Here is a 13,956-nt window from a genome sequence, read left to right on the forward strand (position 1 = left end):
CTTCGCCGGAATGACGGTGAGGGAAGATGAGCATCATCGCTAAATTTGCCTCTCTCTCCGGAAGGAGTAGGGGATTATTTCAGCAGCTTTCTACTGCTCGCTCAGGCCCTCTTTGCCACGCCAACAAGCATAGCGACGACACGCAACAACCCCGCTCGAACAAAGCAATAGATCACCATGGTGATGATCGCCACGACGGAGCCGACGATGCTCGGCAGCACGCCGCCGAACGTATAGGCCATGCCCAGCACCAAACCTAGCAGGTATTCGGCACGATAAATGGGCGCTACCAGTGCGATCACAAACAGTGATTCGAACATGCTGTTGCTAACCGTATCATCACCAAGCGTGAAAAAGACGGATAGCAATACGCCGAACAGCAATGCACAGACAAAGCCGATCAAGGCGTATCGCTTGGCGGCATCGCCTTGCGTGGCAATGCGCTTCTGCACACGGCCAAGCAGAAACCACGTCATCAGAGGAAGCAGCAGGCCTCCCCACCCGTTGGAAATCGCCGGCATGTCGGCGCGGTCAAAGAAATGGTGGCTGGGCACACCGCCGTGAAAATATTGCCAGGCGAGCAACATCAAGTCGGCCACAGCAACAAGTGTGGTCGATGCGATACGTAGACGTAGAAATGGTCGATCGTCCATCACTTCCTCCTGTTGATGCATTGACGGCGCCTCTTTCGGCAGCCGCACAGTCACGCAAGGGAAATGCTCTCTCGGACAAATCATCACGGCTGCACTTGAGCAGGCATAGTGCCAGTCGTCACTCGCTAATCATCGACCGGCTCGTTCAAGCCGCCGATCGACAGGTGGCTGTCCGGACAACGCGGACAAACGTCCGCGGACACGCTGATGTGTTCTGCCGATTTTCGAGAAATGGCTTTACCATGCGGTTTTCCGTGGCTGTGAGTGCTTGGCACGGGCTTTGCCATATCTATCTCGCAAAGCTCATTCACTCACGGAGAACCGCCATGAAATTCGAAACGCTGATGCTGCACAGCCTGTTCGTCGCCTGCTTGCTGGTCTGTGTCTCGACATTGGGCGCCATGCTCGTCTGAACGCGTTCGGCTAGAACAAGGACTCTTCATGCAAATCGTTGCACGCGTTATCGGCAGTCTGGCTTTGGCCCCGGCATGCACGCACGCCTTCGCGCAAAACGCCACATTGCCGATACCGCCATCGGGAGTTATCGGCGTGCAGGAGGCGATGCTTTCGCCCGACTAGTGGATTGCCAAGCTGCGTGCGCCGGACACCGTGCTGATGAGTCGCGCGCAAATCGATGCGCATAACCAGCGCATGTTTGAAGCCGATCCGAGCATGTATGACTTGCGCTGCATCGGCCCCACCTTGAGCCACGCGCAGGTGGAAACCTGGATCAGAAAGGTTTCCAAGATGCCGGGCAAGACCTTGCTCGACGAGCATGATCAGCCCATACCGGCAGCGACGCTCGACGCCATGGCATCAAACGTTGCCTTCGACACGATTCCCGCACAAGCGACGGCCAGGTCGATCACTAAGTAGGAATACGCTATTCTGTTCACGCCGCATCCGTGCCCGCCACTGATGGCCCGCGCAAGCATGCGTTGACTCCGAGCGGGTCGTGCAATACCGGTCGGACCGTGGTTGACAGTCATTCGGGATTCCCATGACCAGCATCACGCACTTCACCCGGCGCATTTATGAGCAGTGGAAGCGCGACACGCTCAGTCAAAGCGACTTCCGCCCGAGTGTCAGCATTCTCCGGCTTTCGTTGATGGCGGTGTTCATTGGCATCGCCGCCGCGCTGGTGGCGGTCGCGCTTTACCGCATGATCGGTTTCGTTACCAACCTGGCGTTTCTGCAGCGCTTGTCGTTCGACTTCGTTTCGCCTTCACTCGGCCATTCAAGGCTGGCGATCGTGATTGCGCCGATCGTGGGCGGCTTGATCATCGGGCTGATGGCGCGCTTCGGCTCCGATCGCATCCGTGGCCACGGCATTCCCGAGGCGCTGGAAGCGATCCTGTTCCGCAAGAGCAAGATGATGCTGAAGGTGGCGATCCTGAAACCGTTGTCCGCGGCCATCGCCATCGGCACGGGCGGACCGTTCGGCGCCGAAGGACCGATCATCATGACCGGTGGTGCGGTCGGTTCCTTGTTCGGCCAGATGTTCTACCTGACGTCGATCGAACGTCGCACTTTGCTGGTGGCCGGTGCATCGGCGGGTATGGCCGCAACGTTCAGCACGCCGATTGCAGCGACGTTGCTGGCGGTGGAATTGTTGCTGTTCGAATGGCGCCCGCGCAGCATCATTCCGGTGGCGATCGCCTGCTTCGTGGCGGACACCCTGCGGCCATTCCTGCTCGGTTACGGTCCGTTGTTCCCGCTGGCGATGGCATTCCACCTGAGCCTGGTGGATATGTGCATGGCCGCGGTCTGCGGATTTCTCGCCGGCCTGCTGGCGACGGCGCTCACCGCTGCGGTGTACAAGGCCGAGGACGGCTTCACCAAACTGCCGATCCATTGGATGTGGTGGCCAGCGATCGGTGCCATCGCGGTAGGCATTGGGGGATTGTTCGAGCCGCAGGCGCTGGGTGTGGGTTACGACGTGATCGGCCAGTTGCTGACCGGCAAGCTGGTAGGCGGCGCCATTCTGGTGTTCATGGTCGCCAAGTCGCTGATGTGGGTGATCTATCTGGGCTCGGGCACTTCCGGCGGCGTGCTGGCGCCGCTGCTGGCACTCGGCGCGGGCCTTGGCGGATTGGAGTCGATGGTGTTTCCCGGGAGCAACCCATTGCTGTGGCCGCTGCTCAGCATGGGTGCGATGCTGGCTGGCGTGATGCGCTTGCCATTTACCTCGATCATGTTTGCCTTGGAACTCACCCGCAACGCCAGTGCATTGCCTGCATTGCTGGTCGCCTGCACGACGGCTTATGGCGTCAGCGTATTCCTGATGAAGCGCTCCATCCTCACGGAAAAGGTCGCTCGTCGAGGTTTCGATATTTTCCGCGAATACACGGTGGACCGGCTCGAGCACATGGCTGTGAAGGATGTGATGAGCACCGAAATCATGACGGTCTCCGGCAACATCAGTGTGCGCGAAGCGGCGCAAAAGTATTTCGGGATCGACCAAAAATATCGTGCCTATCCCGTCGTCGATAGCGAAGGCCGGCTGCTCAATGTCATCAATCGGGAAGAGATGGCTCGTTTGTCACATGCTGATCCTGACGGCACCAGCCAACTCGCCGACGTTCTTGGCAAGGACCCGGTTGTTTCCTATCCCGATGAAAGCTGCAAGACGGTGGCGATCCGCGCGGCGGTGGAGAAACTTGATCGCATACCGGTGGTGAGCGCAGAGCGACAATTGCTGCTCGGGATGGTGACTCGATACGACTTGCTGAAGCCATATACGCACCATCATGAGGAAGAGCGGGTGCGGGAGCGGTTTTTTGGCAATAGTAAGTAGTATTGCGGAGAGTCCATGTGTGCGCCGTTGTCATTCCTTCGCCGCCCATTGCCACATAGCTTCTCCATTCCCGTCAATTGACGAGACCTTTCAGAACAGCAGGTTACAAAGGTCACTCGCTAAGCGGACAAACAATGCATAAAAATGTCCGCGGATCTGGGCCACGCGAGCGTGCCCGGCACACATAGAGGGGATGGGCAGCCATGAAGACTCGTACGGTGGGAACGACCTTGCCGGTTCTGGAAATTGGTCTGGAACAAGGTGACAGAATTATTTCGGAGCCAGGCCGATTTTCCTGGATGACACGCAACATCGTGCTGCAGACGTCCGCGCGGACGGCTGGTGCCAGCAGCTTTCTCGGTGTCATTGGACGCGCCCTTTCGGGCGGTGGCTTGTTCATGAATGAATATGCGACGTCGGGGTCGCCAGGCATGGTCGCGTTCGCGGCGAAAGTGCCCGGCTCGATCGTGGAGGTCCAGGTCAATCACGGACAGACCTACTTCATCCATCGCCACGGTTTTCTCTGCGGCACGGAGGGTGTGGAGCTGTCGATCGGTTTCCAGCGTTCGCTCGGTGCCGGCATCTTTGGCGGCGATGGCTTCGTGCTCGAAAAGCTGACCGGCAATGCGCGGGCCTGGGTGGAACTGGGCGGCGAAATTGTCACCTACACCCTTGCTCCCGGCGAAACGCTGCAGGTGCATCCCGGGCACATCGGCATGTTCGAAGGCACGGTCAATTTCGACATCACCATGATTCCCGGATTGAAGAACAAGCTCTTCGGTGGGGATGGTTTGTTCATTGCCCAGCTCACCGGGCCGGGCCAGGTATGGCTGCAAACGCTCACCATGCCGAATCTTGCGCACGCGCTGGAGCCCTATCTTGCCCGCGAAGGTGGATCGAGTTCGCCTGTCTTGAGTGGTGACTCGGGCAATTCGATCGGCGGTGCCATCGCTGGTGGCGTGATCGGTTCGGTGCTTGGCGGGCTATTTGGCAAGGACGATTAACCGCCTGTAGAACCCTGGGCGTTCATCTGCATGGGAAGCCCCTCTTCCGATAGGAAAGGGGCGTCACGCATCGATCACGAGTCGGCGGTGTCCGCACTTACCAGCACCTTCGCGCGACGCTGCGCCAAATAGTTCCTGGCGCGATCAAGGAACAGATAGATAATGGGTGTCGTGTAAAGCGTCAGCAGCTGCGAAATCAGCAAGCCGCCCACGATCGTGATACCCAATGGACGGCGCAATTCCGCGCCTGCTCCCGAACCGAACGCCAACGGCAACGCACCCAGCAAGGCGGCAAGTGTCGTCATCATGATGGGGCGGAAGCGCAACAGCGAAGCTTCATAAATGGCATCCACCGGAGCCAGACCACGCTCCTTCTCTGCGCTTATCGCGAAATCGACCATCATGATGCCGTTCTTCTTGACGATACCGATGAGCAAGATCACGCCAATCAGTGCGATCAACGAAAACTCGTCATGAAGCAACATCAAAGCGCCGAGCGCGCCGATGCCAGCAGACGGCAGCGTGGACAAGATGGTCAAGGGGTGGATGTAGCTCTCGTAGAGCATGCCAAGAATGATGTAGATCGCCAGGATGGCGGCGGCAATAAGCATGGGCTGCGTCGCCAGCGACGTCTTGAAGGCCTTGGCAGAGCCCTGAAATGTCGCTGTCAAACCAGGCGGCTGGCCCACTTCCGTGCCCTTGGCCTCAATCGCTTCGACGGCTTCGCTGAGGGAGTGCCCGGATGCAAGGTTGAATGAAAGCGTGACCGCCGGGAATTGCCCATCATGATTGACGGTAAGCGGTGCTACGCCGTGCTTGAGCGTAATGAACGTCGATAACGGCACCTGCTTTCCATCGTTGCCGGTCAGGTAGATCTGGCTGAGCGCGTTTTCATCCAACTGGTACGTCGGGTCAACCTCGAGTACGACACGATACTCATTGAGTTGCGTGTAATAGCTCGCAACCTGGCGCTGTCCGAAGGCGTCATTGAGCGTATCGTCCACCAGCTGAGACGTGATGCCGAGGCGGCTCATGGTGTCGCGATCGAACACCAGCGTCAGGCGTGGTGCTACCGGTTCGAGATCAGCCTCCACGTCCTGGATGACAGGAATCTCGCGCAGCGCCTTGAGCATGACAGGTGCCCATTGGTGCAATTCATCGACGTTCGTATCGCGCAGCGTATATTGGAACTGCGACTTGCTGACGCGAGCGCCGATCTGCAAGTCCTGCCGCGCCTGCAGCGACAATGAGATGCCCGGCACCTGAGCCACCCTGGGGCGCAGCCGGTTTATGACGTCGTATACCGATGCCTTGCGCTCGCCGAACGGCTTCAAGTCGATGGACATGCGACCGATATTGATCGACGGATCGCCCTCCACCCAGTAATACACATGCTCGATCGCCGGATCTTGCTCAACGACCTCAGCCAGCGCATGCATGCGCTCGACCATCGCCGGGTAGGAAATGTCCTGGGATGCCTCGGTCACGCCTGCAATGAGGCCATTGTCTTGCTGAGGAAAAAATCCCTTGGGAATGACTACATACATGATGATGGTGCCGGCCAAGGTCGCTGCAGCGACGGCCAACATCACATTCGGGTGACGCAAGGCACGGCGAAGCCCTTTGGCATAGACGTTTTGAACCGCATTGAAAAAAGCCTCGGCTGCCTGGTGGAAGCGCCCGCGCCCGTGAGCAGTCTGGCGGTTGAGCAGGAGCGCACACAGCGTCGGCGTCAAGCTCAGCGATACCGCGCCGGAGATGAGGATGGCCACGCCGGCGGTGACCGAAAATTCCCTGAAGAGACGCCCCACGACGCCGCCCATGAACAGCAGAGGGATGAACACCGCCACGAGTGAAAACGTCATCGACAGGATCGTAAACGCGATTTCGCCTGATCCTGAGAGCGCTGCCGTCCTGGGATCCTGGCCCTCTTCGATGTGCCGAAGAATGTTCTCCAGCATCACGATCGCATCGTCCACGACAAAGCCGATGACCACGGTCAGCGCCATCAGCGACACGTTGTCCAGGCTATAGTCGAGCAATGCCATCACGGCGAAGGTGCCGAGAATCGAAATCGGTATCGTGATCGCAGGAATGAGCGTGGCACGCGCGTCGCGCAGAAAGGCGTACACCACTGCCACGACCAGCGCGATGCTTAGCAGCAGTGTGAATTGCAGGTCGATCACCGATGCCCTGATCGTCTGCGTCCGGTCACCCAGTACGGTGACGTGAATCGTGGCAGGAAGATCGTGCGACAGGCGAGGCAGTTCAGCCTTGATCCGGTCGACGGTCTCGTCGATGTTGAAGCCTATCTGCTTATGCACATCAACGATGATGACCTGGCGACCGTCGTACCAGGCGCCCTGCCGCACATCCTCGACGCTTGCCACGACATTCGCGATATCGCGCAAATGAACGGGCGCACCGTTGCGATAAGCAACAATCAAATGCGAGTAAGTTGCCGCATCAACGACTTGATCGGTGGCATCCAGCGTCACGGCCTGGCGCACGCCGTTGAGGGTTCCCTTGGGCGAGTTCGATGTGGCATTGGCAATCGCAGCGCGAATGTCTTCCAGGCTTATGCCAAGCGAAGCGATCACCCCCGGGTTGACGCGTACGCGCACGGCAGGTTTCTGCTGCCCGTGGAAATCGACCACGCCCACGCCCTGGATACGGGCCATTTCGGGGGCGAGATAGTTCTCGACATAGTCGTCGACTTTGTCGATGGGCATCTGATCGGAGTACACCGCCACACTCATCAGCAGCGCATCCGCCGGATTGGCCTTTTCAAAGGTCGGCGGATGCGGGAGTGTCTTGGGCAGGTCGCCGGCCGCCGCGTTGATCGCCGACTGCACGTCCAGCGCCGCCCCGTCGATGCTGCGCGAGAGATCGAATTGAACGTCGATGGAACTCGAACCCAGCGAGCTCGTCGACGTCATTTCGGTGACGCCCGGCATGTTTACCAGGGCCCGCTCCAGCGGCGCGGTCACTGCCGTCGCCATCGTCTCCGCACTGGCTCCCGGAAGATAAGTGCTGATACTTATCGTCGGGATGTCGACCTGCGGTACGCCTGCGATAGGCAATGCCATGTAGCTGGCCATGCCCAGGAACACAATGCCCAGCATCAGCAGCGATGTGGCAACGGGGCGCTCAATGAAAATCGCCGAGATGTGGAAGGATCTCATGGGCTTGGCCTGTCAGCGCCCTTGGCGCGAGTCATCGACCACGCTCACAGGAGTGCCATCGTCAAGCCACTGCATCGGCGAGACAACGACAACCGTTAGTAATAGAAGCCACTTGCCCACTGTGCATGCCGCCCGCAAGAACCCACGGCAGCGTATAGAGGGAACCTTACGGCGTGATTAGGGACGGTGCCTGAGGTATCCCCACGTTTTCTGCTTGATGATCTGAAAAAAATCAGCAAGCTAGCCAGAATCTATTAAATGACCTCGGCGTCATTCCGGCGAAGGCCGGAATCCATGCTACGCATTCACCATGGATTCCGGCCTTCGCCGGAATGACGCCGAGGTAAAAATGCTAAGTATTGGCCGCGAAAAGCCCATCCTTGAACAGCTCGAAAAACGTGGGGATATCTCCAGGGACGGTGCTTGATCGAATATCAACGCTTGCAGCTGTTTTTTTGCCTGAAATATGAAGAACTGATTACTTTTATATGACTGGAGATTGACACTTTGGCGGCGATGCCAGGCCATTGAATTCCAGATCCATCGCCGCTCGATATTCGATTGATGTCATGCATATGCAAAGTGGATTGCTAGGCTAATGGCTCTTTGCTATCGCGATTCGGCCCGGTAGTTGTGTATCGAGAAATGCGTACATGTCGGTGCTGAGAGAGGCAGCAGCGGCTTCGGACCCCGCACCATGCCCTGCATTGTCATCCAGGCGAATCCAGACCGGCTTGCCGCTGCGTGAGGCCGCCCGCAGTCGCGCAGCGAACTTGCCGGTTTCCCATGGCTCTACCCGACTGTCGTTGAGCCCAACCATGAGCAGCACGGATGGATAGTTCACGCCATCACGGATGTGCTGATAGGCGTCCATCGCCGCAAGAATGTGCAAGCCCTCGGCGGTACGCGGATCGCCCGTTTCACCGATCTGATTCGCTCCGTTCTGCTGTTCAAGCAGCCTGACCGGGTTGAGCATCCCTACGTCGATCACGGCGGCACCAAATGACTGCGGCGATTGCGTCAGTGCATTTCCAGCCAGTATTCCACCAAAACTCTGGCCATACAGGGCCGTGCGATCAGAGGTCGTATAACCGAGCTTGACGAGTGTCTCGCCACAGGCGATCACGTCGTCGATACTTTTTCCCTTGTTTGCACCTTGCCCGGCCCGATGCCAGGCATCGCCTTTTTCTCCACCACCGCGAACATGGGCTATGGCGTAGACTCCGCCCTCTTTCGCCCATTCCAGCCGCCGTGGACTGAAGAACGGTTGCAGGCTGACGCCATATCCGCCGTAGCCTTCGAGAATGGAGCGGTTTTCCCGGTCCAGCACCACATCTCGACGATGAAGAATGGTCAACGGTACACGCGTACCATCCTTGCTCACGGCCTCTGTCTCCACGGCAACCACATCGCTGAAATCCAGAGGACTGATTGCTGTAAGTCCCGTATCTTGAAAACGGGATTGGCCAGGCTTGTACAGGAAAATAGCCGGCGAACGGACCCATCCTTCCAGCGTCGTTACAAAGCCATCACCCCGAGGGTCTGTGCTGAATTCCCAGGCACTACCCGCAAAAGGCGTGGTGCTCGCGGTAAGCACGCCCGTCTTGTAGTCAACGCGGTCAAAACTGTCGATGCCATCCGTCATGTGCTTTGCATACAGGGCATCGCATGCCGCCTGGATATTGGTCAATACCGAGCCGGACGCTTCGGGGATCACTTCACGGGCCTGCGCCAGCGATATCTCCGGCGCGGAGAGATCCATCGCCAATAGCCGGCCGTTCGGGTGATTCTGCATGGACATCACATACAACGTGTTTTTGTGCAGCGCTGCACCTTGCACGTTGTCCGCGTAATCGACGACGCAATGCCAATGAGTAGCACCTCTTACAACCCCGGCACGTGGGGCGTAACACAGGCGTTGTTCCTGGCGGGCTCCTCCTATCTCCGCAAGTGCCCAGGATGAATCTTCCTGCACATCAATCACGGGAAATTCGTTGCTTGCCAAGCGGAGACCATCGTTGCGGCCACGCTCTGCCAAAACCATGTCTTGTACCGACGGCGCTCCAAGGCGATGTAGCCGGGCATGCATATTCTGCATGGGGTCGCCCTTTACTTGCTCCGCAGGCGGTGCCAGTTGCGTGTAGGTAAATCCGGTCCCATCCGGTAACCAGAGCGCCGAAAATTCACCCCACACGGGTTCGACCACATCGGGCAACCAGGTGACATGGTCTACATCGAGGAGCTGGATACGGCTTATTTCGTTGCCTTCGTGATCGATATTGACGGCGATCCGCTTTCCGTCCGGCGAAGGCATGAACGTGGTGATGCCAGCTGCCCCCTTGCCATCCTTGATATCTGCCGCATCGACCAGCAACCGTTGTGAACCATCCGGCTCACGCACCATCAATTTTCCTCGACTGTTGCCTTCCCGCCGCAAATAGAAAAGACGCCCAGCCGCAAGTACGGGATGGTTGTTGAATTGATAGTCGTTGGCGGCGGCCCGCATGCGGTCCCGCCACAGTCCCATGGTTGGCATGGCATCCAGCCGCGAACGCGTGTATCCACCTTGTGCCTGCAACCAAGCTTGAAACTCGGCATTGTTCTTGCCCTCCATCCAGCGGTATGGATCGGGCAAGGTCAGCCCAAAGGCATGATCGACCACGTTGACCGTACGAGCGCTTGGCGGCGCCTGTGTCTGTGCGAAAACCATCCATGACATGCAAACACAAGTCAGCATGGCGCTCAGGCACACCCGTCGACTGTTCATGACGAAGCCCTCCAGAAGCGAGACACTTCCGAATCGGTGAATCGTTCGAGATCGCCTGGATGCCCCTGCCCAAGCTTCGGCGATGCTACGTCGAACCCATCACCGAAGTCGTCAAGATTCGTCCACAAAAGCGTGAATAACCTATTAAACAGGCGTACTTGAAGGGAGAGTGCTTATGAGCCGCAGCCTATTTTCACGCCCGAGTGCCTGGGTTCCTCTCGCGATGTCGTTCACGGCGCTGTGCATCGTCGTTGGCCACCTTGGCTTCTTTGGCACCGCTCGTGAGGCAGATGAAGGCGCCGCTGCACATCTGTTCCAGCTTTTCATGGCTGGACAAATTCCCATCATCGCGTTCTTTGCCATCCGATGGCTGAGGCGTAGGCCCAAGCCTGCCTTGCTGGTTCTGGCCTCGCAGGCTTTGGCGGGTGTGGCGGCATGTGTCCCTGTTTGGTATTTCAATTTGTAGTGCCGCCATGTGATTCGGATGGATGGTTTTCGCAGCGACGCGAACAACGTGTTCAAGGCGCTGCATATGCGCGTGCAGCGCGAGAACCGGGAGTTGTATCCGCTGGCGGAGCAGGTCTAGGGACTGAGATTTTCCCGCATTTTTGGCCCGCTATTCTGACGAAATCCAGGATTACTTCGACCCCGTTTCGAAGCGAATCGTCATTCCGGCGAAGGCCGGAATCCATAGCCAGTGCGAAGCATGGATTCCGGCGTTCGCCGGAATGACGACTCGCGCTGAAACAGCATTGTCGTGAACTTCGATTTTCCTGCCGGAATGACGGCAAACAACGAGAGAGAGGCTCATCTCATACGCTGATTTAGCCAATGAATGCTGGCATGGTTTATTTCTTGGCTTTGGACTTGTTCAATGCCACCGCCGCGCGAACAAGCGCCTTCAACGCCTTCTCGTTGATTTTCTCGCCTTCATGAAAATCGATGGCGCGTCGCGTATTGCCATCGAGACTGGCGTTGAAGAGGCGCGAAGGGTCCGGCAAGAAAGCCCCTTTGGCGAAGGTCATCTTCACGGCGCTCTTGTAGGTTTCGCCGGTGCAGATCATGCCTTCGTGGTACCACACCGGAACCCCTCGCCACTTCCATTCCTCGACGACGTTGGGCTCGGCTTCCTTGATCAAGGCACGGAGTCGACCGAGCGTCTCGCCGCGCCAATCGCCCAGCTCTTCGATTCTCGCGTCGATCTGTTGAGAAGGCGACTGCGGTGCGCTTTTTGCCATGTCCGTTTCTCCTTGTATCGACGGACTTTAATCCACACGAGGCCGGGATGCGCACGCAACCTCTAGGTCGTTTCCGCGAAGACTTTCCGAGCCACTTCGATAGCGGTATTGGCGCAGGGCCACCCGGCATAGAAAGCCAGATGCGTGATGAGCTCGATCAGCTCTTCTTGCGTCACCCCGTTCTGTTGCGCGAACTTCAAATGAAACGGCAGCTCGTTGAAGCGGTAGAGCGCCACCAAGGTGGCCACCGTGATCAGGCTCCGATCCCTCTTCGGCAGTTCGGCGCGCTCCCACACTTGCCCGAACAACACCTGCCGGGTGTAGTCGTTGAGCGCAGGCGCCATGTCCGCATAAGGACCGGCGCTGGGGTTGGTGTCGTTGCTCATCACAGGGCTCCTTGACCTGACGAATACTGTTCATCAGTGACGTGTTCCATCCATTCGACGGCTTTGCCATCCAGGTATTCCTGCACGGCGATGTGCGTCATCGAGGTGGTGGGCGTTGCACCGTGCCAATGGCGATGCCCCGGCGGGCACCAGATCACGTCGCCGGCGCGGATGACCTCAACGGGTCCACCTTCGCACTGCGTCCAACCACAACCAGCTATAACGATCAGGATCTGGCCGAGTGGATGGGTGTGCCATGCCGAGCGCGCGCCGGGTTCAAAGGTCACGCTGGCGCAGCCTACCCGCGCAGGTTCGGGGGCATTGAAGAGCGGGTCGATCCGCACGCTGCCGGTGAAGTAGTCGGCCGGACCTTTTGCCGAGGCCTGCGTGCCGCCGCGGATGAGATGCATGAGCTTGCTCCAAACATGAGAGAACCTCGCCAGTTTGTCTCAAGCACCGGTTGCTGATTAGATGGGAATGGGTGATTGCACCTATGACCGGTATCGATAAATCGGCTTGTAGGCCATAGGCACATAAGTTGCTTTGCTCTTGGGTTGCGTCGGCATGCAAAGCTAGGGCATGCAAAGTTTCAGGTCACTGCAAGACATCGCTATGAACACATTGACTCTTCGTGCATCCAGTAGTCGCCGCGGCAGCCTCGCCTGTGTCGGCATGGGCATGACCCTCGGCTCCCACCTCACACCGCTTGCCCGCAGCCATATCGAGCGTGCCGACGTGGTGTTTGCGGCACTTTCCGATGGGGTGGTGGAAAAGTGGCTGCAGCGCATGCACCCGGATGTGCGCAGCCTCCAGCCCTACTACAAGGAGGGCAAGTCGCGACTGAAAACTTATAAAGAGTGGGTCGCGCTGATGATGGCCGAAGTGCGTGCCAGCAAGCGTGTGTGCGGGGTGTTTTACGGCCACCCGGGCATTTTTGCCTGGTCGCCGCATAAGGCGATCGAGATGGCTCGCGCCGAAGGTTTCGAAGCGCATATGGAACCGGGCATTTCGGCCGAAGACTGCCTTTATGCGGACTTGGGCATCGATCCGGGCCGATTTGGGTGCCAGCACTCCGAGGCCAGCCAGCTGCTTTTTTATGAGCGGCGCATCGACCCTACCGGTTATCTGGTGCTGTGGCAGGTGGGCCTGGTCGGCGATTGGTCGCTGGGGCGCTTCCAGACGGGGCCGGCGTACCGGCAGGTATTGGTGGAACGATTGGGCGAAGACTATCCGCTCGACCACGAGGTGATCGTCTACCGGGGCGCGACGCTGCCGATCGAGAAGCCGCGCGTACGGCGGGTTGCCCTGCGCGATCTGCCCCATATCGCGTTGACTGCCGAGGAAACGGTAGTACTGCCGCCAGCAGCGCCACTGAAGTTGAACCAGGCGATGCGGGAGCGGCTGAATGCCTTGGACAAGCTGGAAAAGGCTGGCATGGAGACGCAAACCTAGAAACATCCAGCCGGGGAACAATCTTTGCTTAGGGCACCTATGCCGATGAAATCAGCCCGCAGGTGTACGCAGTGCCATAATCAAGCGTAATAATGCTTGGATTGTGGGGTTTTAAATCATGAGAAAAGGCACCTGAGTGCCGCTTTTCAGCGCAGAACCAGTACCACATAAAAAGCAGGGGAGGAAAACATGATTGACACACTCGACTTATTGGAAGCCATCGGCCGCGATGCATCGTTGCGCCACGCTTCGACGGAGGAGCTCACCAGCGCGCTTGTACAAGCGCAGGCGTCCGAGGCGCTCACTGCCGCGGTAGCGTCCGGTGATAGCTCACGGTTATTTGAGGAATTCGGACACATGCAGAACGAACCGCCTCAATCCGGCAACCACCCCTTTCACGAAGAAGAGCCGGATGAAGAGCAGCCGCTCGAAGTCCCGGTTCCCGAAAAAACGCCACCACCATCCGAGAATTAG

General features: G+C 58.3%; 13 protein-coding genes. 7 read left to right on the forward strand and 6 right to left on the reverse strand.

Annotation, left to right across the window (positions count from 1 at the left end):
* Nucleotides 1-101 precede the first annotated feature (101 nt).
* Nucleotides 102-653, reverse strand: a complete 552-nt coding sequence (locus IEX75_RS09205; protein WP_188793910.1) for a hypothetical protein — start codon at nucleotides 651-653, stop codon at nucleotides 102-104.
* A 441-nt stretch (nucleotides 654-1,094) separates the two neighbouring features.
* Here IEX75_RS09205 and IEX75_RS09210 point away from each other — a divergent pair, with 441 nt between their 5' ends.
* The 4 genes from IEX75_RS09210 (at nucleotide 1,095) to IEX75_RS09225 (ending at nucleotide 4,454) form a co-directional block, all read left to right on the forward strand.
* Nucleotides 1,095-1,232, forward strand: coding sequence for a hypothetical protein (locus tag IEX75_RS09210; protein WP_188793911.1), 138 nt, complete (start codon nucleotides 1,095-1,097; stop codon nucleotides 1,230-1,232).
* A gap of 36 nt (nucleotides 1,233-1,268) precedes the next feature.
* Nucleotides 1,269-1,529, forward strand: coding sequence for a hypothetical protein (locus IEX75_RS09215; RefSeq protein ID WP_188793912.1), 261 nt, complete (start codon nucleotides 1,269-1,271; stop codon nucleotides 1,527-1,529).
* 124 nt (nucleotides 1,530-1,653) lie between these two features.
* On the forward strand, nucleotides 1,654-3,450 hold the full coding sequence (locus IEX75_RS09220; RefSeq protein WP_188793913.1) for a chloride channel protein: 1,797 nt from the start codon (nucleotides 1,654-1,656) through the stop codon (nucleotides 3,448-3,450).
* A 203-nt stretch (nucleotides 3,451-3,653) separates the two neighbouring features.
* Complete coding sequence (locus IEX75_RS09225) at nucleotides 3,654-4,454, forward strand: AIM24 family protein (protein ID WP_188793914.1); 801 nt, start codon at nucleotides 3,654-3,656, stop codon at nucleotides 4,452-4,454.
* A gap of 74 nt (nucleotides 4,455-4,528) precedes the next feature.
* Here the strand turns inward: IEX75_RS09225 and IEX75_RS09230 are convergent, their stop codons facing one another.
* Both IEX75_RS09230 and IEX75_RS09235 read right to left on the reverse strand, forming a co-directional pair.
* Nucleotides 4,529-7,639: an efflux RND transporter permease subunit gene (locus IEX75_RS09230; RefSeq protein ID WP_188793915.1), complete on the reverse strand. Its 3,111-nt coding sequence runs from the start codon at nucleotides 7,637-7,639 to the stop codon at nucleotides 4,529-4,531.
* A 595-nt stretch (nucleotides 7,640-8,234) separates the two neighbouring features.
* Entirely contained in the window at nucleotides 8,235-10,406 is a 2,172-nt protein-coding gene (locus tag IEX75_RS09235) for a prolyl oligopeptidase family serine peptidase (protein ID WP_188793916.1), read from the reverse strand.
* A gap of 175 nt (nucleotides 10,407-10,581) precedes the next feature.
* Between IEX75_RS09235 and IEX75_RS09240 the strand changes: the two genes are divergently transcribed.
* Nucleotides 10,582-10,872: a hypothetical protein gene (locus IEX75_RS09240; protein ID WP_188793917.1), complete on the forward strand. Its 291-nt coding sequence runs from the start codon at nucleotides 10,582-10,584 to the stop codon at nucleotides 10,870-10,872.
* A 382-nt stretch (nucleotides 10,873-11,254) separates the two neighbouring features.
* Here the strand turns inward: IEX75_RS09240 and IEX75_RS09245 are convergent, their stop codons facing one another.
* The 3 genes from IEX75_RS09245 to IEX75_RS09255 all read right to left on the reverse strand — a co-directional run bounded on the left by IEX75_RS09245 (nucleotide 11,255) and on the right by IEX75_RS09255 (nucleotide 12,440).
* A complete protein-coding gene (locus tag IEX75_RS09245) occupies nucleotides 11,255-11,644 on the reverse strand; it encodes a DUF1801 domain-containing protein (RefSeq protein WP_188793918.1) in 390 nt (129 codons plus the stop codon).
* Between the two features lie 62 nt (nucleotides 11,645-11,706).
* On the reverse strand, nucleotides 11,707-12,030 hold the full coding sequence (locus IEX75_RS09250) for a carboxymuconolactone decarboxylase family protein (protein ID WP_188793919.1): 324 nt from the start codon (nucleotides 12,028-12,030) through the stop codon (nucleotides 11,707-11,709).
* Entirely contained in the window at nucleotides 12,030-12,440 is a 411-nt protein-coding gene (locus IEX75_RS09255) for a (R)-mandelonitrile lyase (RefSeq protein WP_188793920.1), read from the reverse strand. The genes IEX75_RS09250 and IEX75_RS09255 overlap by 1 nt, the downstream gene beginning before the upstream one ends.
* A 202-nt stretch (nucleotides 12,441-12,642) precedes the next feature.
* Between IEX75_RS09255 and IEX75_RS09260 the strand changes: the two genes are divergently transcribed.
* Nucleotides 12,643-13,482: an SAM-dependent methyltransferase gene (locus IEX75_RS09260; RefSeq protein ID WP_188793921.1), complete on the forward strand. Its 840-nt coding sequence runs from the start codon at nucleotides 12,643-12,645 to the stop codon at nucleotides 13,480-13,482.
* A gap of 189 nt (nucleotides 13,483-13,671) precedes the next feature.
* Nucleotides 13,672-13,956 carry a hypothetical protein gene (locus IEX75_RS09265; protein ID WP_188793922.1) on the forward strand — a complete coding sequence of 95 codons (285 nt, stop codon included), beginning with the start codon at nucleotides 13,672-13,674 and terminating at the stop codon, nucleotides 13,954-13,956.

The organism is Dyella nitratireducens, from assembly GCF_014642835.1.
In the GTDB taxonomy this organism is placed as follows: domain Bacteria; phylum Pseudomonadota; class Gammaproteobacteria; order Xanthomonadales; family Rhodanobacteraceae; genus Dyella_B; species Dyella_B nitratireducens.

Excerpts from the sequence above, each read along its gene's own strand:
- IEX75_RS09205 (WP_188793910.1), bottom strand. The coding sequence starts at position 653 with ATGGACGATCGACCATTTCTACGTCTACGTATCGCATCGACCACACTT.
- IEX75_RS09210 (WP_188793911.1), top strand. The coding sequence starts at position 1,095 with ATGCAAATCGTTGCACGCGTTATCGGCAGTCTGGCTTTGGCCCCGGCA.
- IEX75_RS09215 (WP_188793912.1), top strand. The coding sequence starts at position 1,269 with ATGAGTCGCGCGCAAATCGATGCGCATAACCAGCGCATGTTTGAAGCC.
- IEX75_RS09220 (WP_188793913.1), top strand. The coding sequence starts at position 1,654 with ATGACCAGCATCACGCACTTCACCCGGCGCATTTATGAGCAGTGGAAG.
- IEX75_RS09225 (WP_188793914.1), top strand. The coding sequence starts at position 3,654 with ATGAAGACTCGTACGGTGGGAACGACCTTGCCGGTTCTGGAAATTGGT.
- IEX75_RS09230 (WP_188793915.1), bottom strand. The coding sequence starts at position 7,639 with ATGAGATCCTTCCACATCTCGGCGATTTTCATTGAGCGCCCCGTTGCC.
- IEX75_RS09235 (WP_188793916.1), bottom strand. The coding sequence starts at position 10,406 with ATGAACAGTCGACGGGTGTGCCTGAGCGCCATGCTGACTTGTGTTTGC.
- IEX75_RS09240 (WP_188793917.1), top strand. The coding sequence starts at position 10,582 with ATGAGCCGCAGCCTATTTTCACGCCCGAGTGCCTGGGTTCCTCTCGCG.
- IEX75_RS09245 (WP_188793918.1), bottom strand. The coding sequence starts at position 11,644 with ATGGCAAAAAGCGCACCGCAGTCGCCTTCTCAACAGATCGACGCGAGA.
- IEX75_RS09250 (WP_188793919.1), bottom strand. The coding sequence starts at position 12,030 with ATGAGCAACGACACCAACCCCAGCGCCGGTCCTTATGCGGACATGGCG.
- IEX75_RS09255 (WP_188793920.1), bottom strand. The coding sequence starts at position 12,440 with ATGCATCTCATCCGCGGCGGCACGCAGGCCTCGGCAAAAGGTCCGGCC.
- IEX75_RS09260 (WP_188793921.1), top strand. The coding sequence starts at position 12,643 with ATGAACACATTGACTCTTCGTGCATCCAGTAGTCGCCGCGGCAGCCTC.
- IEX75_RS09265 (WP_188793922.1), top strand. The coding sequence starts at position 13,672 with ATGATTGACACACTCGACTTATTGGAAGCCATCGGCCGCGATGCATCG.